This window comes from Serratia sp. szju (assembly GCF_044594185.1).
GTDB classification, from domain to species: domain Bacteria; phylum Pseudomonadota; class Gammaproteobacteria; order Enterobacterales; family Enterobacteriaceae; genus Serratia; species Serratia bockelmannii.
In genome coordinates this window covers 1,127,266-1,150,441 of record NZ_CP172576.1, presented here as the reverse complement: position 1 = coordinate 1,150,441, position 23,176 = coordinate 1,127,266, and the positions used below count along the sequence as shown (strand labels likewise).

General features: G+C 58.3%; 19 protein-coding genes, 4 tRNA genes and 1 other RNA gene. 21 read left to right on the top strand and 3 right to left on the bottom strand.

The features are described 5' to 3' along the window. Positions 1-22: 22 nt before the first annotated feature. Positions 23-304: a peptidylprolyl isomerase PpiC gene (gene ppiC / locus RE418_RS05520; protein WP_004934175.1), complete on the bottom strand. Its 282-nt coding sequence runs from the start codon at positions 302-304 to the stop codon at positions 23-25. A gap of 109 nt (positions 305-413) precedes the next feature. Here ppiC and rep point away from each other — a divergent pair, with 109 nt between their 5' ends. After that, positions 414-2,438, top strand: coding sequence for a DNA helicase Rep (rep, locus tag RE418_RS05515; protein WP_025304851.1), 2,025 nt, complete (start codon positions 414-416; stop codon positions 2,436-2,438). 32 nt (positions 2,439-2,470) lie between these two features. Here the strand turns inward: rep and ppx are convergent, their stop codons facing one another. Together ppx and rhlB are read right to left on the bottom strand one after the other, a co-directional pair. Further along, a complete protein-coding gene (gene ppx, locus RE418_RS05510; protein ID WP_043142260.1) occupies positions 2,471-3,967 on the bottom strand; it encodes an exopolyphosphatase in 1,497 nt (498 codons plus the stop codon). A gap of 5 nt (positions 3,968-3,972) precedes the next feature. Then, positions 3,973-5,259, bottom strand: coding sequence for an ATP-dependent RNA helicase RhlB (gene rhlB, locus RE418_RS05505; protein WP_025304853.1), 1,287 nt, complete (start codon positions 5,257-5,259; stop codon positions 3,973-3,975). Between the two features lie 131 nt (positions 5,260-5,390). Between rhlB and trxA the strand changes: the two genes are divergently transcribed. From trxA to RE418_RS05405, 20 genes are all read left to right on the top strand, one after another. Next, positions 5,391-5,717: a thioredoxin TrxA gene (gene trxA / locus RE418_RS05500; protein WP_025304854.1), complete on the top strand. Its 327-nt coding sequence runs from the start codon at positions 5,391-5,393 to the stop codon at positions 5,715-5,717. 400 nt (positions 5,718-6,117) lie between these two features. Next, positions 6,118-7,377, top strand: a complete 1,260-nt coding sequence (rho, locus tag RE418_RS05495) for a transcription termination factor Rho (protein ID WP_004934188.1) — start codon at positions 6,118-6,120, stop codon at positions 7,375-7,377. A 296-nt stretch (positions 7,378-7,673) separates the two neighbouring features. Then, positions 7,674-8,771 carry a UDP-N-acetylglucosamine--undecaprenyl-phosphate N-acetylglucosaminephosphotransferase gene (wecA, locus tag RE418_RS05490; RefSeq protein WP_025304855.1) on the top strand — a complete coding sequence of 366 codons (1,098 nt, stop codon included), beginning with the start codon at positions 7,674-7,676 and terminating at the stop codon, positions 8,769-8,771. 27 nt (positions 8,772-8,798) lie between these two features. After that, positions 8,799-9,851, top strand: coding sequence for an ECA polysaccharide chain length modulation protein (wzzE, locus tag RE418_RS05485; protein WP_033631474.1), 1,053 nt, complete (start codon positions 8,799-8,801; stop codon positions 9,849-9,851). A gap of 86 nt (positions 9,852-9,937) precedes the next feature. Beyond that, positions 9,938-11,068 (top strand): non-hydrolyzing UDP-N-acetylglucosamine 2-epimerase, encoded by a 1,131-nt coding sequence (gene wecB, locus RE418_RS05480; RefSeq protein ID WP_043142254.1) that lies wholly within the window; start codon positions 9,938-9,940, stop codon positions 11,066-11,068. Then, entirely contained in the window at positions 11,065-12,327 is a 1,263-nt protein-coding gene (gene wecC / locus RE418_RS05475; protein WP_089181524.1) for a UDP-N-acetyl-D-mannosamine dehydrogenase, read from the top strand. Before wecB ends, wecC begins: the two co-directional genes overlap by 4 nt. Then, on the top strand, positions 12,324-13,391 hold the full coding sequence (gene rffG / locus RE418_RS05470; protein WP_060448402.1) for a dTDP-glucose 4,6-dehydratase: 1,068 nt from the start codon (positions 12,324-12,326) through the stop codon (positions 13,389-13,391). The genes wecC and rffG overlap by 4 nt, the downstream gene beginning before the upstream one ends. Positions 13,392-13,440: 49 nt before the next feature. Next, entirely contained in the window at positions 13,441-14,322 is an 882-nt protein-coding gene (rfbA, locus tag RE418_RS05465; RefSeq protein ID WP_049295055.1) for a glucose-1-phosphate thymidylyltransferase RfbA, read from the top strand. Continuing rightward, complete coding sequence (gene rffC, locus RE418_RS05460) at positions 14,300-15,031, top strand: dTDP-4-amino-4,6-dideoxy-D-galactose acyltransferase (RefSeq protein WP_060448379.1); 732 nt, start codon at positions 14,300-14,302, stop codon at positions 15,029-15,031. Before rfbA ends, rffC begins: the two co-directional genes overlap by 23 nt. Continuing rightward, positions 15,018-16,148 (top strand): dTDP-4-amino-4,6-dideoxygalactose transaminase, encoded by a 1,131-nt coding sequence (rffA, locus tag RE418_RS05455; RefSeq protein ID WP_089181525.1) that lies wholly within the window; start codon positions 15,018-15,020, stop codon positions 16,146-16,148. The genes rffC and rffA overlap by 14 nt, the downstream gene beginning before the upstream one ends. A 1-nt stretch (position 16,149) precedes the next feature. Further along, a complete protein-coding gene (gene wzxE, locus RE418_RS05450) occupies positions 16,150-17,400 on the top strand; it encodes a lipid III flippase WzxE (protein ID WP_025304863.1) in 1,251 nt (416 codons plus the stop codon). Further along, positions 17,397-18,482: a TDP-N-acetylfucosamine:lipid II N-acetylfucosaminyltransferase gene (locus RE418_RS05445; protein ID WP_089181526.1), complete on the top strand. Its 1,086-nt coding sequence runs from the start codon at positions 17,397-17,399 to the stop codon at positions 18,480-18,482. The genes wzxE and RE418_RS05445 overlap by 4 nt, the downstream gene beginning before the upstream one ends. Next, positions 18,479-19,846 (top strand): ECA oligosaccharide polymerase, encoded by a 1,368-nt coding sequence (wzyE, locus tag RE418_RS05440; RefSeq protein WP_043142238.1) that lies wholly within the window; start codon positions 18,479-18,481, stop codon positions 19,844-19,846. The genes RE418_RS05445 and wzyE overlap by 4 nt, the downstream gene beginning before the upstream one ends. Before the next feature lie 14 nt (positions 19,847-19,860). Further along, positions 19,861-20,601 carry a lipopolysaccharide N-acetylmannosaminouronosyltransferase gene (gene wecG, locus RE418_RS05435; protein WP_025304866.1) on the top strand — a complete coding sequence of 247 codons (741 nt, stop codon included), beginning with the start codon at positions 19,861-19,863 and terminating at the stop codon, positions 20,599-20,601. 366 nt (positions 20,602-20,967) lie between these two features. After that, a complete protein-coding gene (locus RE418_RS05430) occupies positions 20,968-22,371 on the top strand; it encodes an amino acid permease (protein ID WP_025304867.1) in 1,404 nt (467 codons plus the stop codon). 135 nt (positions 22,372-22,506) lie between these two features. Next, positions 22,507-22,583, top strand: a tRNA-Arg gene (locus RE418_RS05425). A 63-nt stretch (positions 22,584-22,646) separates the two neighbouring features. Continuing rightward, positions 22,647-22,722 (top strand) — tRNA-His (locus RE418_RS05420). Between the two features lie 41 nt (positions 22,723-22,763). Then, positions 22,764-22,850: transfer RNA gene (locus RE418_RS05415), tRNA-Leu, on the top strand. Between the two features lie 74 nt (positions 22,851-22,924). Then, positions 22,925-23,001, top strand: a tRNA-Pro gene (locus RE418_RS05410). 32 nt (positions 23,002-23,033) lie between these two features. Next, a non-coding RNA gene (locus RE418_RS05405) (RtT sRNA) lies at positions 23,034-23,162 on the top strand. The last annotated feature ends 14 nt before the right edge of the window (positions 23,163-23,176 follow it).

The following is a 23,176-nucleotide window of genomic DNA, read 5'->3' as shown; positions in this document are numbered from 1 at the left end:
CCGCAGGGGGACTCAGGCCCCCTCAGTTGCGGTACAGCACCTTGATGATGTGGTAACCGAACTGGGTTTTGACCGGGCCGTAAGGTTTGAGCAGCGGGATGCTGAACACCGCTTTATCGAACGCCGGCACCATCGCGCCTTTGTTGAACTCGCCCAGCGAGCCGCCGTTGCGTTTTGACGGGCAGCTCGAGTATTTGCGCGCCAGCGTGTCGAAGCTGACGCCGCGCTTCAGCTTGGCCAGCAGCTCGTTGGCCAGCTTTTCATTGTCTACCAGAATGTGCAGGGCGCACGCCGTTTTTGCCATGGTATTGCCTTTGTCGATGCGAAAATTGCGCTGATTATACCCGCTAAATCTCGTCGGCGCTTTCTGCTACAATTCCCTTCCACGTTTTACAGCCGAGCAAGCCAGCACCATGCGATTAAACCCCAGCCAACAACAAGCCGTCGAATTCGTTACCGGGCCCTGCCTGGTGTTGGCCGGTGCCGGTTCCGGCAAGACGCGCGTTATCACCAACAAGATAGCCCACCTGATCCACCACTGCGGCTACCAGGCGCGGCACATCGCCGCCGTGACCTTTACCAACAAGGCCGCGCGCGAGATGAAAGAGCGCGTGTCGCAAACCCTGGGGCGCAAAGAGGCGCGCGGGCTGATGATTTCCACCTTCCATACCCTGGGGCTGGAGATCATCAAGCGGGAATACGTGGCGTTGGGGATGAAATCCAACTTCTCGCTGTTCGACGACCAGGATCAGCTGGCGCTGTTGAAAGAGCTGACCGAAAAGTGGCTGGAAAGCGATAAAACGCTGGTGGCGCAGCTGATTTCGGCCATCTCCAACTGGAAAAACGACCTGATCGATCCCCAGCGGGCGGCGGAGCTGGCGCGCTCGGAGCGCGACAAGCTGTTCGCCCACTGCTACGGCCTGTACCACGCCCATATGCGGGCGTGCAACGTGCTGGACTTCGACGACCTGATCCTGTTGCCAACGCTGCTGTTGCAACGCAACGAAGAGGTGCGCGAACGCTGGCAGCAGCGCATCCGCTACCTGCTGGTGGATGAATACCAGGATACCAACACCAGCCAGTACGAGCTGGTGAAGCTGTTAGTGGGCAACCGCGCGCGCTTTACCGTGGTGGGTGACGATGACCAGTCGATCTACTCCTGGCGCGGCGCGCGGCCGCAGAACCTGGTGCTGCTGAAGGAGGATTTCCCGGCGCTGCAGGTGATCAAACTGGAGCAAAACTACCGTTCCAGCGAGCGCATTCTGAAGGCGGCCAATATCCTGATCGCCAATAACCCGCACGTGTTTGAAAAACGGCTGTTTTCCGAGCTGGGGTATGGCGAAGAGCTGAAAGTGGTGACCGCCAACAACGAGGAGCACGAAGCCGAGCGGGTGGTGGGGGAGCTGATCGCCCACCACTTCGTGAAAAAGACCAACTACGGCGACTATGCGATCCTGTACCGCGGCAACCACCAGTCGCGGGTGTTTGAAAAGATGCTGATGCAGAACCGCATTCCGTACAAGATTTCCGGCGGCACCTCGTTCTTCTCGCGTCCCGAGATCAAGGATCTGCTGGCCTACCTGCGCGTGCTGACCAACCCGGAGGACGACAGCGCCTTCCTGCGCATCGTCAATACCCCCAAGCGCGAGATCGGCCCGGCGACGCTGCAGAAGCTCGGCGAATGGGCCAACCAGCGCAACAAGAGTTTATTCCACGCCAGTTTCGATCTGGGGCTGAGCCAGCACTTGACCGGGCGCGGGCTGGAATCGTTGCAGCGCTTCACCCATTGGCTGGGCGGCATCGCTCAACAGGCGGAGCGTGAGCCGGTGGCGGCGGTGCGCGATCTGATCCGCGGCGTGGATTATGAAAGCTGGCTGTTTGAAACCTCGACCAGCCCGAAGGCCGCCGAAATGCGGATGAAGAACGTCAACACGCTGTTCGGTTGGATGACGGAGATGCTGGAAGGCAACGATTTGGACGAGCCGATGACGCTGACCCAGGTGGTGACGCGCTTCACCCTGCGCGACATGATGGAGCGCGGCGAAAGCGAAGAAGAACTGGATCAGGTACAGCTGATGACGCTGCACGCCTCCAAGGGGCTGGAGTTCCCTTACGTGTTCCTGGTGGGCATGGAAGAGGGCCTGCTGCCGCACCAGAGCAGCATTGACGAAGACAATGTCGACGAAGAGCGGCGTCTGGCCTATGTGGGGATCACCCGCGCGCAAAAAGAGCTGATCTTCACCCTGTGCCGCGAGCGCCGTCAGTACGGTGAGCTGGTGCGGCCGGAGCCGAGCCGCTTCCTGCTGGAGTTGCCGCAGGACGATTTGGCGTGGGAAACCGAGCGCAAAGTGGTGAGCCCGCAGGAGCGGATGCAGAAAGGGCAGAGCCATCTGGCCAATATCCGCGCCCAGCTGGCCAAGGCCAAAGGCGGGAATTAAAAAGACAGGGCGCTCATCGCGCCCTGGTCATTTCAACGTTGTTCTTCCAACCGCAGCGTCCAGTGGACGTAGCTCTGCCAGTGGCTTTCCTGCTCCAGCGCCTCGGCGCGCAGCGGATGCTGTTCCAGCCACCCCGGCGGCAAAATCACCGTCAGTTCATCGTCCTGATTGGCGCGTAAACGCACCGCCGGCAGCGTGTCATCGCGGCGGCGGCTGGCGAAGATGATCGCCAGGCGCAAAATGCGGCACAGACGCTGCGCGGTGCGCGGCGGCAGGGCGTTTTGCTGGTTCAACAGCGACAGGTCGAGAGGGTTGCTCTGGTTTTGCAGCAGGGTGGCCAGCAGTTTTTTCTGCGCCGGGGTAAAGCCGGGTAAGTCCAGGTGGCGGATCAGGTAGGCGGCGTGTTGCGGCGCCTGCTTGAAATCGACGCTGAGGCCGAGTTCGTGGATCAGGCTGGCACTGTGCAATAGCTCGCGACATCGTGCGTCCAACTGCCATTCGTTGGCGACCTGCTGCGAGAAATTGGCGGCGAGCTGGCTCACGCGTTCGGCCTGCTCGGTATCGATCAGGTAACGGCGCTGCAGGTTGCGGATGGTGCGGATGCGAATATCCTGCTCCACCGGCAGATGCAGCATGCCGTAAACCAGGCCTTCACGCAGCGCTCCGCCGGCCAGCATCATGCTCTCGATGCCGAGCTCCTGGAAAATGGCCAGCAGAATGGACAAGCCGCTCGGGAAGACCAGCGCGCGCTCCAGCGTCAACCCTTCGATCTCCAACTCTTCCAGCTTGCCGCACTGAATGGCACGCTGTTTCAACTGGCGCAGCTTGGGCAGGGTGATGCGTTCATCCATGCCTTGCGCCACCATGATCTCCTGCAGCGCTTGCACGGTGCCGGAAGCGCCGACGCAGATCTGCCAACCTTGCTGGCGCAGCTGCGGTGCGATCGGCCGCACCATTTCGCGCGCGGCCTGTTCGGCGCGCTCGAAGTTTTCTTGCCCGAGGTTGCGGTCGCTGAAGTAGCGCTCCAGCCAGGTAACGCAGCCCATCGACAGGCTATACAGCTGCGATGCCTGTGCGCCGGTGCCGGTGACCAGTTCGGTGCTGCCGCCGCCGATGTCGACGACCAGCCGCTGATCCGGCCCGCCGGTGGTGTGCGCGACGCCGTGATAAATCAGCCGTGCCTCTTCTTCGCCGCTGATCACCTGCACCGGGCAGCCGAGGATTTGCTCGGCGACCTGCAGGAACTCATCGGCGTTGGACGCCAGGCGCAGCGTGGCGGTGGCGACGACGCGGATCTGCTCGCGCGGAATGTCCTGCAGGCGTTCGGAGAACAGCCGCAGACACTGCCAGCCGCGCTGCATGGCCTCATGCGACAGGTGATTGTGCTGATCCAGCCCGGCCGCCAGGCGCACCTTGCGCTTGATCCGCGCCAGAGTCTGAATGCTGCCGGCCACCTCGCGCACCACCAACATGTGGAAGCTGTTGGAGCCGAGGTCGATGGCAGCATAAAGCGTGCTGGAGCTGAGCATGGCGATCAGCTCGGGCGTTTACGGTTGCTGCGCGGCGCGCCGCCGCGACGAGGCGCGGAGTTGCGACGTGGGCCGTTGCCGCCGCGCGGACGCGACAGGCGCTTCGGCGCCGGCAGATCGGTCAGCAGCGCATCGCTGTTGTACTTGCTCACCGGAATGCTGTGGTCGATATAGGTCTCGATCGCCGGCAGGTTGAGCGCGTACTCTTCACACGCCAGGCTGATGGAGTGGCCGCTGGCGCCTGCTCGGCCGGTACGGCCGATGCGGTGCACGTAGTCTTCGCAGTCGTCAGGCAGATCGTAGTTGAAGACGTGCGTGACGGCGGGAATGTGCAGACCGCGCGCGGCGACGTCGGTGGCGACCAGGATATCCAGGTTGCCCTTGGTGAAATCGTCGAGGATGCGCAGGCGTTTTTTCTGCGCCACGTCACCGGTCAGCAGGCCGACGCGGTGACCGTCGGCGGCCAGATGGCCCCAGATGTCTTCGCAGCGGTGCTTGGTGTTGGCGAAGATGATGGCGCGATCCGGCCACTCTTCTTCGATCAGCGTCTGCAGCAGACGCATTTTTTCTTCGTTGGACGGGTAGAACAGCTCTTCTTTAATGCGGTGGCCGGTTTTCTGTTCCGGTTCCACTTCAACATATTCGGCGTTGTTCATCTGCTCGAAGGCCAATTCGCGTACGCGATAGGACAGGGTAGCGGAGAACAGCATGTTCAGGCGTTGATCGGCCGTAGGCATACGGCGGAACAGCCAACGGATGTCTTTGATAAAGCCAAGATCGTACATGCGATCGGCTTCATCCAGCACGACAACCTGCATCGCGCCGAGATCGACATAGTTCTGCTTGGTGTAATCGATTAAACGGCCGGTGGTGCCAATCAGAATGTCCACGCCGCTTTCCAGCACTTTCAGCTGTTTGTCGTAGCCGTCGCCGCCGTAGGCCAGGCCCAGTTTGAGGCCGGTGCTCTGGGAGAGCGCTTCAGCATCGGAGTGGATTTGCACCGCCAGTTCACGCGTAGGCGCCATGATCAAGGCGCGCGGCTGATTGGTCTGGCGATCCTGTTTCGCCGGGTGAGTCAGCAAATAGTGAAAAGTAGACGCCAAAAACGCCAGCGTCTTTCCGGTACCGGTTTGCGCCTGACCTGCAACGTCACGCCCGGAGAGCGTGAGCGGCAATGCTAACGCCTGGATAGGCGTGCAATTGTGAAACCCTTTTTTCTCAAGGGCTTCAAGGACTAACGGGTGCAGGGCGAAGTCGGAAAACTTCTGTTCGGTCAAGTGTGTTTTGCTCATAGTGTGGTAGAATATCAGCTAACTATTGCTTTACGAAAGCACATCCGTTGAAATAAACGCGGTGCAATAAAATCACCTTGAGTTGGTTAATGCTACACCAACAAGGTAGACATAATCCTGTGGAGTAGAACATGAGCGATAAAATTATTCACCTGACTGACAGCAGCTTCGAAGCCGATGTGCTGAATGCGGAAGGGCCGATCCTGGTCGATTTCTGGGCTGAATGGTGTGGGCCGTGCAAGATGATTGCTCCGATTCTGGATGAGATTGCCGAAGAGTTCGAAGGCAAACTGACCATCACCAAGCTGAATATCGATCAGAACCCGGCTACCGCGCCTAAGTACGGTATCCGTGGCATCCCTACGCTGTTGCTGTTCAAGAACGGTGAAGTGGCCGCGACCAAGGTTGGCGCGTTGTCTAAAGGTCAGCTCAAAGATTTCCTGAACGCGAATCTGTAATCGGGCGGGAAGCCCAGTATCAGGTGCCTGGCGGTGATGTTCAATTCACCGCTAGACGCCTGCCAAGAAGCGTGTTAAGTTTAACCACACTGCATATAGAACTTGCCCGAAGTTTTAAATCTAAAGAGTTTGAATCTAAAGCTATACTCTGTGTCGAACCACTGGCGTTGAAAGTAAACTGAACTCAGCCCGTGTTTTGGCAATCAAACGGTTTTGCAAAAATCATTTTTAAGGTACCTTCGATCTTCAACCGTCAATGCGTGCGCCCGATGTAAGCCATTTCTTACCGCGACGGCTCTGCGCCCGGTGATCGAACGTCCAGTAAACAGGCACGCATCTCGCTGCCATACCATTCACGATACAAGTTCGAGACATACCCCGAGTTTAAGAACCCACCACTATGAATCTTACCGAATTAAAGAATACGCCGGTTTCTGAGCTGATTACTCTCGGCGAAAATATGGGGCTGGAAAACCTTGCCCGCATGCGCAAGCAGGACATTATCTTCTCCATTCTGAAGCAACATGCGAAAAGCGGAGAAGATATCTTCGGCGACGGCGTGCTCGAGATATTGCAGGATGGATTCGGTTTCCTCCGCTCTGGAGACAGTTCCTACCTCGCCGGTCCCGACGACATCTATGTATCCCCTAGCCAAATCCGCCGCTTCAACCTCCGCACAGGTGACACCATTTCCGGTAAGATTCGTCCGCCAAAAGAAGGCGAGCGCTATTTTGCCCTGTTGAAAGTCAACGAAGTCAACTACGACAAGCCGGAAAACGCCCGCAGCAAGATCCTGTTCGAGAACTTGACGCCGCTGCACGCCAATTCCCGTCTGCGGATGGAGCGCGGCAACGGCTCGACCGAAGACCTGACGGCGCGCGTACTGGACCTGGCGGCACCGATTGGCCGCGGCCAGCGTGGCCTGATCGTGGCACCGCCGAAAGCCGGTAAAACCATGCTGCTGCAGAACATTGCGCAGAGTATCGCTTACAATCACCCAGACTGCGTGCTGATGGTGCTGCTGATCGACGAACGTCCGGAAGAAGTGACCGAGATGCAGCGCCTGGTGAAAGGTGAAGTGATCGCATCGACCTTCGACGAACCGGCTTCGCGCCATGTACAAGTGGCCGAAATGGTAATCGAGAAGGCCAAACGCCTGGTTGAGCACAAGAAAGACGTGATCATTCTGCTTGACTCCATCACCCGTCTGGCGCGTGCCTACAACACCGTGGTACCGGCTTCCGGTAAGGTGCTGACCGGTGGTGTGGACGCCAACGCCCTGCATCGTCCGAAGCGTTTCTTCGGTGCGGCACGTAACGTGGAAGAGGGCGGCAGCCTGACCATCATCGCGACCGCGCTGGTTGATACCGGTTCGAAGATGGACGAAGTGATCTACGAAGAATTTAAAGGTACCGGCAACATGGAATTGCACTTGGCGCGTAAAATCGCCGAGAAACGCGTATTCCCGGCGATCGATTACAACCGCTCCGGTACCCGTAAAGAAGAGCTGCTCACCACCTCTGAAGAGCTGCAAAAAATGTGGATCCTGCGCAAAATCATTCATCCGATGGGTGAGATTGACGCGATGGAGTTCCTCATTAATAAGTTGGCGATGACTAAAACCAACGATGAATTCTTCGATATGATGAAACGCTCATAATTCGTTAAAAAATTCGCTGAACGCCACGCCTAGTCGTGGCGTTTTTCGCTTTTGGCGGATACGATAAGTAGCAGTAATGGAAAAGTAAGTTGTTTCCTCGACTTATTGAGAATTCATCTTGTTTGTCGGTCGGCGTTGCGTCGGTCGGCTTTGCTGCTGTCGTTTTGTCAGCCGATGCGAAGAAAATAGGCATGAATCACCGTTGTCATAGGAAATGACCGAAAGGTGGCGGGGGCCGATGGCACAAGCTATTGCCCGTGGTAAGCTGCCTTATCTTCTACAGAGATCTGTTAACTGTGAACTTACTCACTATGAGTACTGAAATTCTATTTGTTTTCCTGTTTTCTTTGGCTTTTCTCTTTGTTGCCCGCAAGGCGGCAAAACGTATTGGTCTGGTAGATAAACCCAATTATCGCAAACGCCATCAGGGGCTGATTCCTCTGGTCGGCGGTATTTCCGTTTATGCCGGATTGTGCTTCGCATTTTGGATCTCCGAACAGCCTATCGCGCACGCCAAGCTTTACCTCACCTGCGCCGGCATTCTGGTGTTTGTGGGCGCGCTTGACGATCGTTTTGACATCAGCGTTAAGATCCGCGCCCTGGTGCAGGCGTTGGTCGGCATCGCCATGATGGTGTTCGCCGGTCTGTATCTGCGCAGCTTCGGCCATGTGCTGGGCGACTGGGAGATGTTGCTGGGGCCGTTCGGCTATTTGGTGACGCTGTTCGCGGTATGGGCGGCGATCAACGCCTTCAACATGGTCGATGGCATTGATGGCCTGCTGGGTGGGCTGTCATGCGTTTCCTTCGGCGCGCTGGGTCTGTTGCTGTACCTGAGCGGTCACCATGAGATGGCGTTCTGGTGCTTTGCGATGATCGCCACCATCGTTCCCTATATTTTGCTCAACCTCGGCATCCTCGGCCGCCGTTATAAGGTGTTCATGGGGGATGCCGGCAGTACCCTGATCGGCTTTACCGCCATTTGGCTGCTGTTGCAAAGCTCGCAGGGCAAGGCACACTCGATTAACCCGGTGACTGCGCTGTGGATCATCGCTATTCCGCTGATGGACATGATAGCAATCATGTATCGTCGTTTACGCAAGGGGATGAGCCCCTTCTCTCCCGATCGTCAACATATTCACCACCTGATCATGCGCGCCGGCTTTACGCCACGGCAGGCTTTCGTATTGATCACCCTGGCGGCCGCATTGCTGGCGGCGGTGGGCGTGATCGGCGAACGCCTGACTTTTATCCCTGAGTGGGTTATGTTGGCATTATTCTTGCTTGCATTCTTCCTGTACGGTTACTGCATCAAGCGCGCCTGGCGGGTTGCGCGGTACATTAAGCGTATCAAGCGCCGGCTGCGGCGTTCGGGCGATAACAAGCAAGTACCTTAACCAGAGACCAGAGGCTTTTTGGCTGTGATGAATCCAGAAACAACGTCTGACAAGCATACCCCGGCGGTGGATAACGAACTCGATATCCGCGGCCTGTGCTGCACCCTGTGGCGCGGCAAACCGTGGATAATCGGCATTGCGGTGCTGTTCGCGGCGGTCGCGCTGATCGTCTCTTATCTGGTTAAGCAAGAATGGAGCGCGACCGCAATCACCGACAAACCCACGGTGAATGCGCTGGGCGGTTACTACTCCCAGCAACAGTTCCTGCGCAATCTGGATGTGCGCACGTTGCCGGCGACGGCGGGCGATCAGCCGAGCATCGCGGATGAAGCGTACAATGAGTTCATCATGCAACTGGCGGCTTACGATACGCGTCGCGATTTCTGGCTGCAGAGTGATTATTACAAGCAACGTCAGGAAGGGGATGCCCGCGCCGATGCGGCGCTGCTCGACGAGCTGATCAACAACATCCTGTTCACGCCGCGTGACGACAAAAAAGTCCCGAACGACGGCGTGAAGCTGACGGCGGAAACCGCCGCGGACGCCAACCGCCTGCTGCGTCAATACGTGGCTTTCGCCAGCCACCGCGCTGCCCTGCACCTGAACGAAGAGATCCAGGGGGCGTGGGCCGCTCGTACCACCTCGATGAAGGCACAGGTCAAGCGCCAGGAAGCGGTGGCGGAGTCGGTTTACAAGCGCGAGCTGAACACCACGCAGCAGGCGTTGAAAATCGCCGAGAGCCAGGGGATCAGCCGTACGCAAACCGACACCCCGGCTGAGCAGTTGCCGGATTCGGATCTGTTCTTGCTGGGCCGGCCAATGCTGCAGGCGCGTCTGGAAGGCCTGCAGGCCTCCGGCCCGACCTATGACCTGGATTACGATCAGAACCGCGCGATGCTGGCGACGCTGAACGTTGGCCCGACGTTGGATGAGAAGTTCCAGACCTATCGTTATTTGCGCACGCCGGAAGAGCCGGTAAAACGTGACAGCCCACGCCGGGTATTCTGGCTGATTCTGTGGGGCGCGATGGGCGCTTTGGTTGGCGCGGGTGTTGCCTTGGCGCGTCGGCCGCGTAGTTAAAAAATAATATAATAATCTGATGCAGGGCGCGTGAGCTCCCCATTCGCAGGCGGTGCCTGCGATTAACCGACCAAAAGAGATTCGCTGTGAAAGTGTTGACTGTTTTCGGCACCAGACCTGAAGCCATTAAAATGGCGCCGCTGGTACATGCACTGGCCCAGGATGAGGCCTTTGACGCAAGAGTCTGCGTAACGGCACAGCATCGTGAGATGTTGGATCAGGTATTGCGGTTGTTTGAGATCACGCCGGATTACGACCTGAACATCATGAAACCCGGCCAGGGGCTAACGGAAATCACCTGTCGCATCCTGGAAGGGTTGAAAGGGGTGCTGGAAGACTTCAAACCGGACGTGGTGCTGGTGCACGGCGATACCACCACCACGCTGGCGACCAGCCTGGCGGCGTTCTATCAACGCATCCCCGTTGGGCATGTCGAGGCCGGGCTGCGTACCGGCAATCTGTATTCTCCCTGGCCGGAAGAGGCCAACCGCAAACTGACCGGCCATCTGGCGATGTACCATTTCGCGCCAACCGAGAACTCGCGCCAGAATCTGTTGCGCGAGCTGCTGCCGGACAACCGCATTTTCGTGACCGGCAATACGGTAATCGACGCGCTGTTCTGGGTGCGCGACCGCGTGATGAGTGATGCTGCGCTGCGCGCGGGCCTGGCACAGCGTTACCCGTTCCTCGACGCCGACAAGAAACTGATCTTGGTCACCGGCCATCGCCGCGAAAGCTTTGGCGGCGGCTTTGAGCGGATTTGCAGCGCGCTGGCGGAGATCGCCAGCAATCACCCGGAAGTGCAGGTGGTGTATCCGGTGCATCTCAATCCAAACGTCAGTGAGCCGGTGAATCGCATTTTGAAAGGCATCGACAACGTCATGCTGATCGAACCGCAGGATTATCTGCCGTTTGTCTATTTGATGACCCAGGCTTACATGATCCTGACCGATTCCGGCGGCATTCAGGAAGAGGCGCCATCGTTAGGCAAACCGGTGCTGGTGATGCGCGACACCACCGAACGCCCGGAGGCGGTAGATGCGGGCACGGTGCGTCTGGTCGGCACCGATGTGGCCAAAATTGTTGAAGCGGTGACCCGGCTGTTGACGGACGAAAGCGAATATCACGCGATGAGTCGGGCGCACAACCCGTACGGTGACGGGCATGCCTGTCAGCGTATCCTCGAAGCTTTAAAGAATCATCAGGTGAAACTATGAGTTTTGACACTATTTCGGTTATCGGCCTGGGTTATATCGGCTTGCCAACGGCGGCGGCGTTTGCCTCCCGCAAGAAAAAAGTGGTGGGTGTAGATGTTAACCAACATGCGGTAGATACCATTAACCGCGGCGCGATCCACATCGTTGAGCCGGATCTGGATAAAGTGGTCAAGGACGCCGTCGACGGCGGGTTCCTGCAGGCGGTGACCAAACCGCTGGCGGCCGATGCGTTCCTGATCGCGGTGCCTACGCCGTTCAAAGGCGACCATGAGCCGGATCTGGCCTATGTCGAGGCGGCGGCGAAATCGCTGGCGCCGGTGCTGAAAAAAGGTGATTTGGTGATCCTGGAGTCCACCTCGCCGGTGGGCGCCACTGAACAGATGGCGGAATGGTTGGCGCAGGCGCGCAGCGATCTCAGCTTCCCGCAGCACGCGGGTGAAGCGGCGGACGTGAATATCGCCTACTGCCCGGAGCGCGTGTTGCCGGGGCAGGTGATGGTGGAACTGATTCAAAACGACCGCGTGATCGGCGGCATGACGCCGAAGTGCTCGGAGCGCGCCAGCGCGCTGTACAAGATTTTCCTCGAGGGCGAATGCGTGATCACCAATTCGCGCACCGCCGAGATGTGCAAGCTGACGGAAAACAGCTTCCGCGACGTGAATATCGCCTTTGCCAACGAACTGTCGCTGATTTGCGCCGAGCAGGGGATCAACGTCTGGGAGCTTATCCGCCTGGCAAACCGCCATCCGCGGGTGAATATTCTGCAGCCGGGGCCGGGCGTCGGCGGTCACTGCATTGCCGTCGATCCGTGGTTTATCGTGGCGCAGAATCCGCAGCAGGCGCGCCTGATCCACACCGCACGCCTGGTGAACGACGGCAAACCGCTGTGGGTGGTCGACCGTGTGAAAGCGGCGGTGGCCGATTGCCTGGCCGCCACCGACAAGCGCGCGTCCGAGGTGAAAATTGCCTGTTTCGGCCTGGCCTTCAAGCCGAATATCGACGATTTGCGTGAAAGCCCGGCGGTAGAGGTGGCGCACCTGATCGCCGAATGGCACGTCGGCGAAACGCTGGCGGTGGAACCGAACGTCGAACAGTTGCCGAAGTCGCTGGCGGGCCATGTGACGTTGACGCCGATTGCCGAGGCGTTGCAGCAGGCCGATGTGATCGTGATGTTGGTCGATCACCAACAGTTCAGGGCCATCCGGCCGGAAGAGATTAAGCAAAGCTGGATTGTGGATACCAAGGGGGTTTGGCGTTGAAGCGTATTTTAGTCACCGGTGGCGCCGGATTTATTGGTTCCGCAGTCGTGAGGCATATCATCGAGGCCACCGGCGACAGCGTGGTGGTGGTGGATAAGCTGACCTATGCCGGTAACCTCGAGTCGCTGGCGGTGGTGGCCGACAGCGATCGTTATGCCTTCGAGCAGGTCGACATCTGCGATCGCGCCGGGTTGGATCGGGTATTCGCCCAGTATCAACCGGATGTAGTGATGCACCTGGCGGCGGAAAGCCACGTCGATCGTTCCATCGATGGCCCGGCGGCGTTTATCGAAACCAACGTGGTCGGCACTTACACGATGTTGGAAGCGGCGCGCCACTATTGGCAGCCGTTGGCGGCGGAGAAAAAACAGGCTTTCCGCTTCCATCATATCTCTACTGATGAGGTGTACGGCGATCTGCATGGCTCCGACGATCTGTTCACCGAAACCACGCCCTATGCGCCGAGCAGTCCGTATTCCGCCTCCAAGGCGTCGAGCGATCATCTGGTGCGCGCCTGGCTGCGCACCTACGGTTTGCCGACCCTCGTGACTAACTGTTCGAATAACTACGGTCCTTATCACTTCCCGGAGAAGTTAATTCCGTTGGTGATCCTGAATGCCGTCGCCGGTAAACCGCTGCCGGTATACGGCAACGGCGCGCAGGTGCGCGACTGGCTGTATGTCGAGGATCACGCGCGTGCGCTCTATCAGGTCGTGACCGAAGGCGTGGTGGGCGAAACTTACAATATTGGTGGCCACAACGAGCGTAAGAATATCGAAGTGGTACAGACCATCTGCGATCTGCTGGAAGAACTGGCGCCAAACAAACCACAGGGCGTGGCGCACTACCGCGATCTCATCATTTACGTGAAGGATCGTCCGGGCCACGACATGCGTTACGCCATCGACGCCGGCAAAATTGATCGTGAGCTGGGCTGGCGGCCGCAGGAAACGTTCGAAAGCGGCATTCGCAAAACCGTGGTTTGGTACCTGAACAACGAGGTATGGTGGCGCCGGGTGCAAGACGGTTCTTATGCCGGCGAGCGTTTGGGGCTGTCCGAGTGAATGTAGCGCAGTGCTGTCCTTATAAGGCACTGCGGATTTGGGAGCAAGTATGAAAGGTATTGTACTGGCTGGGGGTTCCGGGACGCGTCTGCATCCGATTACCCGCGGAGTCTCGAAACAGCTGTTGCCGATTTACGATAAGCCGATGATCTATTACCCGATGTCGGTACTGATGCTGGCGGGGATCCGCGATATTTTGATCATCTCGACCCCGGAAGATCTGCCGTCCTTCGAGCGTTTACTGGGTAACGGCGAACAATTCGGCATCAATCTCAGCTACGCTGCGCAGCCTAAGCCTGAAGGCCTGGCCCAGGCGTTCCTGATCGGCGAGGAGTTTATCAACGGCGATTCTTGCTGCCTGGTGTTGGGCGATAACATCTTCTTCGGCCAATCTTTCAGCCCGAAATTAAAAACCGTCGCGGCCCGTACCGAGGGGGCCACCGTATTCGGTTATCAGGTCATGGATCCTGAACGCTTTGGCGTGGTGGAGTTTGACGATAACTTCCGTGCGTTGTCGATCGAAGAAAAGCCGAAGAAACCGAAATCCGATTGGGCGGTGACCGGTCTGTACTTCTACGATAGCCAAGTGGTGGAGTTTGCCAAGCAGGTGAAGCCTTCCGAGCGCGGCGAGCTGGAAATCACCAGCATCAACCAGATGTATCTGGAGCGCGGTGAACTGACCGTCGAGCTGTTGGGACGTGGTTTCGCCTGGTTGGACACCGGGACTCACGACAGTCTGCTAGAAGCCAGCAGCTTCGTGCAGACGGTCGAGAAACGTCAGGGCTTTAAAATCGCCTGTCTGGAAGAGATCGCCTGGCGCAACGGTTGGCTGGATGATGAGGGCGTCAAACGTGCCGCCCACTCCTTGTCCAAAACGGGCTATGGCAAGTATTTGCTGGATTTACTGCATGTGCGTCCACGCCATTATTGAGCCTTTGGCGTGGGAAAGCGAGTTTTTCGCGCTAGACAGCGCGAAACTCAGCTTCTCATCCTCAGCCCCGGTTCTGGCTGAGGCCGACTTGGCGGCTTATGCCTTGGTGCAGGCCAAAGTCCCCGCTCAGCACCTTGCGTTGGCGGACGGTCTGGCTGATTTGGGATTTCGCCTGGTTGAGGGCGAGGTCGATCTGGTTCTGGCTCTTGAGCATGATCACGTGGTTGAACCGGGTTTCGTCGCCCAGACGTCCCGCCTGGCGGCAGAAGCCGATATCCCGGCATTGCGCACCGCGGCGGCTCAGGCGTTCACCGTCAGCCGCTTTCGTACCCCCTGGTATCAACCTGATGACAGCGGCCGGTTTTATGCTTTGTGGATCGAAAAGGCCGTTCTGGGCACCTTCGATCATCAGTGCCTGTTGGCGCTGGACGAACAGGGGCGGCCAGAGGGATTTGTCAGCCTGCGTGACATTGGCGGCCAGGAAATGCGTATCGGCCTGCTGGCGGCTTTCCCCGGCGTATCAGGCCGGGGCATTGGCACTCGGCTGATGACTGCGGCGCTGGCCGAATGTCGGCGGCAAGGAATGCAGCGCCTGCGGGTCGCGACCCAGACAGGCAATATCGCCGCATTACGACTCTATCAACGACAGGGTGCCGTGATTGAAAGCACCGCGTACTGGTTATACAGAGGTAGACATGATTCCATTTAACGCTCCACCGGTTGTTGGCACTGAACTGGAATATATGCAGGCTGCCATGGGCAGCGGCAAATTGTGCGGCGACGGCGGCTTTACCCGTCGCTGCCAGCAGTGGATGGAACAGCGTTTCGGCAGCGCGAAAGTGTTGTTGACGCCTTCCTGCACCGCGTCGTTGGAAATGGCCGCCATCCTGCTGGATATTCAGCCGGGTGACGAAGTGATCATGCCGAGCTTTACCTTCGTTTCAACCGCCAACGCCTTTGTGCTGCGCGGTGCCAAAGTGGTGTTCGTCGACCTGCGTCCGGACACCATGAACATCGACGAAACCAAAATCGAAGCGGCGATCACCGATAAAACCCGCGCGATTGTGCCAGTGCACTATGCCGGCGTTGCCTGCGAGATGGATACCATCATGGCGCTGGCGAAGAAATATAACCTGTTCGTGGTGGAAGACGCCGCGCAGGGTGTGATGTCGACCTACAAAGGCAAGGCATTGGGCACCATTGGCCATATCGGCTGCTTCAGCTTCCATGAAACCAAGAACTACACCGCCGGCGGCGAAGGCGGCGCGACGCTGGTGAACGATCCGGCCCTGATCGATCGGGCGGAAGTCATCCGCGAGAAAGGCACCAACCGCAGCCAGTTCTTCCGTGGCCAGGTCGATAAATATACCTGGCGCGACATCGGTTCCAGCTATTTGATGTCTGACCTGCAGGCCGCTTACCTGTGGGGCCAGCTGGAAGTGGCGGAACGCATCAACCAGCGCCGTTTGGCACTGTGGCAGAAGTACTACGACAGCTTCCTGCCGTTGGCGAAGGCCGGCCGCATCGAACTGCCGAGCATCCCAGCCGACTGCGTGCATAACGCGCACATGTTCTATATCAAGCTGCGTGATATCGAAGAGCGCACGGCCTTTATCGACTACCTGAAGGAAGCCGAAATCATGGCCGTGTTCCACTATATCCCGCTGCATGACTGCCCGGCCGGCGAACAGTTTGGCCGCTTTGCCGGCGAAGATCGTTACACCACGCAGGAAAGTGCGCGTCTGGTGCGCTTGCCGCTGTTCTACAATATGTCTGATGTCAATCAGCGTACGGTAATCAATACCATCCTGAGCTTCTTTGCCTGATATGTCGTTGGCAAAAGCATCGATATGGACCGCCGGCTCCACGCTGATCAAAATTGGCGTGGGGCTCTTGGTGGTGAAACTGCTGGCGGTAGCGTTTGGCCCCAGCGGCGTGGGGCAGGCGGGTAACTTTCGCCAGTTGATCACCGTGCTGGGCGTGCTGTCCGGCGCGGGTATTTTTAACGGTATAACCAAATACGTTGCGGAGTACCATCAGGATCCGCAGCGTTTGCGCCTGGCGGTCGGTACCGCGTCGAGCATCGTGCTGGGCTTTTCGACCTTGCTGGCGCTGGTGTTTCTGTTCGCCGCCGAACCGATCAGCATCGGGCTGTTCGGGCATGCCGATTACGTCGGCGTGGTGCGCGCCGTCGCTTTCATTCAGATGGGCATCGCCTACGCCAACCTGTTCATGGCGGTGCTGAAAGGCTATCGCGACGCGATGGGCAATGCGCTGGCGGTGATCGGCGGTAGCCTGATCGGCGTGGTGGCATATTACCTGTGCTTCAAGCTGGGCGGCTATGAAGGTGCGCTGGCGGGGCTGGCGCTGGTGCCGGCGTTGGTGGTGCTGCCGGCCGGGCTGATGCTGTGGCGGCGCAAAACGCTGCCGCTGCGCTATTTGGCGCTGCGTTGGGACAAACGGGTGGCCGGTAACCTCGGCAAATTCACCGTCATGGCGTTGATCACCTCGGTGACGCTGCCGGTGGCCTACGTCATGATGCGAAACCTGCTGGCCGCGCATTACGGTTGGGATGAGGTGGGGATCTGGCAAGGCGTCAGCAGCATTTCCGATGCCTATCTGCAGTTTATCACCGCCTCGTTTACCGTCTATCTGCTGCCGACGCTGTCGCGGCTGACGGACAAGGGCGCCATCTCGCGGGAGATCGTGCGCTCGCTGAAATTCGTGCTGCCGGCGGTAGCGGCAGCGAGCTTTACGGTCTGGGTGCTGCGCGATTTCGCTATCTGGCTGCTGTTCTCGGATAAATTCGTCGCCATGCGCGATCTGTTTGCCTGGCAACTGGTGGGCGACGTGCTGAAAGTCGGGGCTTATGTGTTCGGCTATTTGGTGATCGCTAAAGCGTCGCTGCGCTTTTATATCCTGACGGAAGTCAGCCAGTTTCTGCTGCTGACGCTGTTCTCGCACTGGCTGATCCCGCAGCACGGCGCGCTGGGTGCGGCTCAGGCCTATATGGCAACCTACATCGTGTATTTCGCGCTCTGTAGCTGCGTGTTTCTTATTTATCGTAGACGAGTATGACCACACTGATTCACGTTCTGGGATCCGATATCCCGCATCATAACCAGACGGTGCTTCGCTTCTTCAACGACGTGCTGGCGCCGCGTTTGCCGGCTGAGCAGACGCGGCATTTTATGGTGGCGGCCAAGGATGTGGCGGCACTGGGGGATTTCCCCGCCCTGAATATTGAGCCTTACGCCGATAAGAAAAGCCTGGCGGCGGCGGTGATCGCCCGCGCCCAGGCCGATCGCGCTGCGCGCTTCTTCCTACACGGCCAGTTTAATCCGGGGCTGTGGCTGGCGCTGTTGAGCGGCAAGATCAAGGCGCGTCAGGTCAGTTGGCATATTTGGGGCGCCGATCTGTACGAAGACGCCACCAGCTGGAAATTCAGGCTGTTTTATCTGCTGCGCCGCATTGCCCAGGGGCGGGTGGGGAATGTATTTGCTACCCGCGGCGACGTGATTCACTACCAGCAGCGCCATGCGCGGGTACCTGCCTCGTTGCTGTACTTCCCGACCCGCATGGATCCGGCGCTGACCGACGTTCACGTCGAGAAAAATCTGGCCGGGCCGATGACGATTCTGGTGGGCAACTCCGGCGATCGCAGCAATCGGCATATCGAAGCACTGCAGGCGATCCATCAGCAGTTCGGCGCCGACGTGCGCGTGATCCTGCCGATGGGCTATCCGGCCAATAACGACGCTTACATCGAGCAGGTGCGTGCCGCCGGATTGCCGCTGTTCGGCGAGAAAAATCTGCAGCTGCTCACGCAGCAGGTGGCATTTGAAGACTACCTCAATATTCTGCGCGCCTGCGATCTCGGCTATTTCATTTTCAATCGCCAGCAGGGGATAGGCACCCTGTGCCTGCTGATTCAGTTTGGCGTGCCTTTCGTGCTCAGCCGGCAGAACCCGTTCTGGCAGGATTTGGCGGAACAGCACCTGCCGGTGCTGTTCTACGGCGACTCGCTCGACGAGGCGGTGGTGCGCGAAGCGCAGCGTCAGCTGGCGGCGGTAGATAAACAGACGATCGCTTTCTTCAATCCGAACTATGTCGACGGCTGGCAGCAAGCCCTGGCGCTGGCGGCGGGAGAGCACTCATGACGTTGGCGCAATTCGGCGGCCTGTTCGTCGTCTACCTGGTCAGCCTGACGTTTATTCTGACGCTGACCTACCAGGAGTTTCGGCGCGTGCGCTTTAACTTCAACGTCTTCTTCTCGCTGCTGTATTTGCTGACGTTTTATTTCGGCTTCCCGCTGACCTGTCTGCTGGTGTTTCAGTTTGACGTCGAGGTGGTACCGGTGGAGTTTCTGCTGTACGCCTTGCTGTCGGCGACGGCGTTTTACGCCATCTATTACGTCACCTACAAGACCCGGCTGCGCAAGCGCCGCTCTCAGCCGCGTGCGGCGCTGTTCACCATGAACCGGGTGGAAACCCATATGACCTGGGTGCTTCTGGCCCTGGTGGCGATCGGGACCGTGGGTATCTTCTTCATGCAGAACGGCTTCCTGCTGTTCAAGCTCAATTCCTACAGCCAGATCTTCTCCAGCGACGTGTCCGGCGTGGCGCTCAAACGGTTCTTCTACTTCTTCATTCCGGCGATGCTGGTGGTCTATTTCCTGCGGCAGGATCTGCGCGCCTGGTTCTTGTTCCTGGTGGCGACGGTGGCGTTCGGCATTCTGACCTACGTCATCGTCGGCGGCACCCGCGCCAATATCATCATCGCCTTCGCGCTGTTCCTGTTTATCGGTATCGTGCGCGGCTGGATCACGCTGTGGATGTTGGCGGCGGCGGGCATATTCGGTGTGGTCGGCATGTTCTGGCTGGCGTTGAAGCGCTACAGCCTGGACGTCAGCGGCGCGGAAGCGTTTTATACCTTCCTTTATCTGACCCGCGATACTTTCTCGCCGTGGGAAAATCTGGCGCTGCTGCTGCAAAATTACGACAAGATCGATTTCCAGGGCCTGGCGCCGATCCTGCGTGATTTCTACGTCTTTATCCCAACCTGGCTATGGCCGGGCCGGCCGGACGTGGTGCTGAACTCGGCCAACTATTTCACCTGGGAAGTGCTGAACAACCACTCCGGGCTGGCGATATCCCCGACGCTGATCGGTTCGCTGGTGGTGATGGGCGGCGCGCTGTTTATCCCGCTCGGCGCGATTCTGGTGGGCATGATCATCAAGTGGTTCGACTGGCTGTATGAGTTGGGTAAAACCGAACCGAACCGCTATAAGGCGGCCATTCTGCAAGGCTTCTGCTTCGGTGCGGTGTTCAACATAATCGTATTGGCGCGCGAAGGGGTGGACTCATTCGTGTCGCGCGTGGTGTTCTTCTGCATTATTTTCGGCGCCTGTCTGGTGCTGGCGAAGTTGCTGTATTGGCTGTTCGATACCGCCGGGCTGATCAAGGCCAGAGTGACGCGCGCCCGCGCGCTGGCGTCTCCGCCTCGGGCGAACGGTCTTTTGTAAGGGTAATGAGAACGATGGAAACAAAGATTTCGGTGCCGCAGTATGAGCTGCGCGGTTTCAGCCTGTGGGGCTTTCGCGATATGGCGCACTGCATGGACTTTCTGTTCGACGGCGGCCGGGTCAAACAGGGCACGCTGGTGGCCATGAACGCGGAAAAGATCCTGAAGGCGGAAGAGGACCCGGCGCTGCATGCGTTGCTGGATGAGGCGGAGTACAAGTACGCCGACGGCATCAGCATGGTGCGCTCGATTCGCCGCAAATACCCGGCGGCGGACGTTTCGCGCGTTGCGGGCGCCGATCTGTGGGAAGCCTTGATGCAGCGCGCCGGTCGTGAAGGCACGCCGGTCTTCCTGGTCGGCGGCAAGCCGGAGGTGCTGGCGGAAACCGAGCAAAAGCTGCGCAGCCAGTGGAATGTCAACCTGGTGGGTAGCCAGGATGGCTATTTCAAACCGGAGCAACGTGAGGCGCTGTTCGAGCGTATTCGCGCCAGCGGTGCCGCTATCGTGACGGTGGCGATGGGATCGCCGAAGCAGGAGATCCTGATGCGCGACTGCCGCAAGGTGCATCCGCAGGCGCTGTACATGGGCGTGGGCGGCACCTACGACGTCTTTACCGGCCACGTGAAGCGTGCGCCCAAGGTGTGGCAGAACCTCGGTCTGGAGTGGCTCTACCGCCTGCTCAGCCAGCCCAGCCGCATCGGCCGGCAGTTGAAGCTGTTGAAGTTTGTCGGCTACTACTACAGCGGCAAGATGTAACCTCTACATCCGGGGCGGAAAGTGCTGTTCCGCTCCGGTCTGCTGTACCAATAATCTGCTTTTGCACGTTTCTCCCGCATATCTATAACCCCCAGCCCTAAACGCAGCCGCATTTATTCCATAAAGTTTTAAATTGCGGTTTGCTTATAGCGGCGAAATGCGAAACGATACCGCCCGGAAATTATCCCCGGCCGCTGAAGCCTGACGCGACAGCGCTGAACGATGTTCTTCTCACGGTAACTTCGCTCCGACTACCCGTTGATGCCAACCCGAACGGCAGGGGATGATTTATTCTTTTAATAATGACAATAACGACCGGCAGCGGCCGGCAGGCAAACACAACCCGAGAAAAATTATTGAGGATTTATGGCACACAAAGAGAAACCGCAAGGGCTACACCGGGGCCTTGAGGCCCGGCACATCGAGCTTATCGCTCTGGGGGGCACCATCGGCGTCGGCCTGTTTATGGGTTCGGCCAGTACGCTGAAATGGGCCGGGCCGTCGGTGCTGCTGGCTTACATCATCGCCGGGCTGTTCGTGTTTTTTATTATGCGTTCGATGGGGGAGATGCTGTTCCTCGAGCCGGTCGCCGGGTCGTTTGCCGTTTACGCGCATAAGTACATGAATCCCTACTTCGGTTACCTGACCGCCTGGGGCTACTGGTTTATGTGGATCGCCGTTGGTATTTCTGAGATCACCGCCATCGGGGTGTATGTGCAGTTCTGGTTCCCGGAAATACCGCAGTGGGTGCCTGCACTGATCGCCGTGGCGATGGTGGCGCTGGCCAACCTGGCGGCGGTGCGCCTGTACGGTGAGCTGGAGTTCTGGTTCGCCATGATCAAGGTCACCACCATCATCGTGATGATTCTGGTGGGGCTGGGGGTGATCTTCTTCGGTTTCGGCAACGGCGGTGAGCCTATCGGTTTCGCCAATCTGACGGCGCACGGCGGTTTCTTTGCCGGTGGCTGGAAAGGCTTCCTGTTTGCGCTGTGCATCGTGGTGGCGTCCTATCAGGGGGTTGAGCTGGTAGGCATCACCGCCGGGGAAGCCAAGAACCCGCAGGTGACGCTGAAACGCGCGATCAACAATATCCTGTGGCGCATCCTGATCTTCTATGTCGGCGCAATCTTCGTCATCGTGACCATCTTCCCGTGGAACGGCATCGGCACCACCGGCAGCCCGTTTGTGCTGACCTTCGCCAAGATCGGCATCGTCGCCGCCGCCGGCATTATCAACTTTGTGGTGCTGACCGCCGCGCTCTCCGGTTGCAACAGCGGCATGTACAGCGGCGGCCGCATGCTGTACGCCCTGGCCAAGAACCGCCAACTGCCGGCGGCGTTGACCAAGCTTTCCGCCAGCGGTGTGCCGGTGAACTGCATCGCCGTCACCATCGCCTGTCTGTTGGTGGGGTCCGCGCTGAACTACATTATCCCGAATCCGGAGCAGGTGTTCGTGTATGTCTACAGCGCCAGCGTGCTGCCGGGCATGGTGCCGTGGTTCGTGGTGCTGATAAGCCAGCTCTATTTCCGCCGTGCCCATAAGGAAGCGATCAAAACCCACAGCTTTAAGTCGATCATGTTCCCGTATGTGAACTATCTGACCATCGCTTTTCTGGTTTGCGTGTTGGTCGGCATGGGAATCAACCCAGATACGCGAATTTCCCTGCTGGTCGGGGCGATTTTCTTAGCCGGCGTCAGCCTGTGCTACTTCGCTTTCGGTATGCATAAGAAACATCATCCGGCTGAAAATCGGGTAGAAACGCGGCAATAAACGGTGAAAAGGGGCTACGGAGTGCGCTTTCCTGCGCAGGAGTGAGCAAAGCGTAATCAAACGCAACATTTCTGCGAAAAAGCACTAGACAGGATTGGCGTAAATCCGTAGTATCCCCTCCCGCAACGGCGCTACGCGCCCGTAGCTCAGCTGGATAGAGCGCTGCCCTCCGGAGGCAGAGGTCTCAGGTTCGAATCCTGTCGGGCGCGCCATTAAGTTTGTGCGCAGGAGCTGCGGTGGTAATATTACCGCGTGAGTAAGAAGAAGTAGTAATGGTGGCTATAGCTCAGTTGGTAGAGCCCTGGATTGTGATTCCAGTTGTCGTGGGTTCGAGTCCCATTAGCCACCCCACTTCCTAACGAAGTGAAGATTTAGCAGTATTTTGTGACAGTGCGAAGGTGGCGGAATTGGTAGACGCGCTAGCTTCAGGTGTTAGTGTTCTTACGGACGTGAGGGTTCAAGTCCCTCTCTTCGCACCACGCAAAATATCTGATAAATATAAGATTTATATGGACAACGGTCTGATAAATCGGGTAGTATGAGCAACACAAATCGGCGAGTAGCGCAGCTTGGTAGCGCAACTGGTTTGGGACCAGTGGGTCGGAGGTTCGAATCCTCTCTCGCCGACCACATTCAAAGAAACCGACGCAAGTCGGTTTTTTTACGCCTGCAGTTTATGAGGATGAGTACCTCCGCAGGAGGTTCGAGCCTCGCGAAGCGAGACAACGTTGCTTTAGCAACGGCCCGTAGGGCGCGCATCAACGATGCGCGTAATCCTCTCTCGCCGACCACTTTCAAAGAAACC

What these genes read in the sequence shown, in the direction of transcription:
- ppiC (WP_004934175.1), bottom strand. Translation starts at nt 304, where the DNA reads ATGGCAAAAACGGCGTGCGCCCTGCACATTCTGGTAGACAATGAAAAG.
- rep (WP_025304851.1), top strand. Translation starts at nt 414, where the DNA reads ATGCGATTAAACCCCAGCCAACAACAAGCCGTCGAATTCGTTACCGGG.
- ppx (WP_043142260.1), bottom strand. Translation starts at nt 3,967, where the DNA reads ATGCTCAGCTCCAGCACGCTTTATGCTGCCATCGACCTCGGCTCCAAC.
- rhlB (WP_025304853.1), bottom strand. Translation starts at nt 5,259, where the DNA reads ATGAGCAAAACACACTTGACCGAACAGAAGTTTTCCGACTTCGCCCTG.
- trxA (WP_025304854.1), top strand. Translation starts at nt 5,391, where the DNA reads ATGAGCGATAAAATTATTCACCTGACTGACAGCAGCTTCGAAGCCGAT.
- rho (WP_004934188.1), top strand. Translation starts at nt 6,118, where the DNA reads ATGAATCTTACCGAATTAAAGAATACGCCGGTTTCTGAGCTGATTACT.
- wzzE (WP_033631474.1), top strand. Translation starts at nt 8,799, where the DNA reads ATGAATCCAGAAACAACGTCTGACAAGCATACCCCGGCGGTGGATAAC.
- wecC (WP_089181524.1), top strand. Translation starts at nt 11,065, where the DNA reads ATGAGTTTTGACACTATTTCGGTTATCGGCCTGGGTTATATCGGCTTG.
- rfbA (WP_049295055.1), top strand. Translation starts at nt 13,441, where the DNA reads ATGAAAGGTATTGTACTGGCTGGGGGTTCCGGGACGCGTCTGCATCCG.
- rffC (WP_060448379.1), top strand. Translation starts at nt 14,300, where the DNA reads ATGTGCGTCCACGCCATTATTGAGCCTTTGGCGTGGGAAAGCGAGTTT.
- rffA (WP_089181525.1), top strand. Translation starts at nt 15,018, where the DNA reads ATGATTCCATTTAACGCTCCACCGGTTGTTGGCACTGAACTGGAATAT.
- wzxE (WP_025304863.1), top strand. Translation starts at nt 16,150, where the DNA reads ATGTCGTTGGCAAAAGCATCGATATGGACCGCCGGCTCCACGCTGATC.
- RE418_RS05445 (WP_089181526.1), top strand. Translation starts at nt 17,397, where the DNA reads ATGACCACACTGATTCACGTTCTGGGATCCGATATCCCGCATCATAAC.
- wzyE (WP_043142238.1), top strand. Translation starts at nt 18,479, where the DNA reads ATGACGTTGGCGCAATTCGGCGGCCTGTTCGTCGTCTACCTGGTCAGC.
- wecG (WP_025304866.1), top strand. Translation starts at nt 19,861, where the DNA reads ATGGAAACAAAGATTTCGGTGCCGCAGTATGAGCTGCGCGGTTTCAGC.
- RE418_RS05430 (WP_025304867.1), top strand. Translation starts at nt 20,968, where the DNA reads ATGGCACACAAAGAGAAACCGCAAGGGCTACACCGGGGCCTTGAGGCC.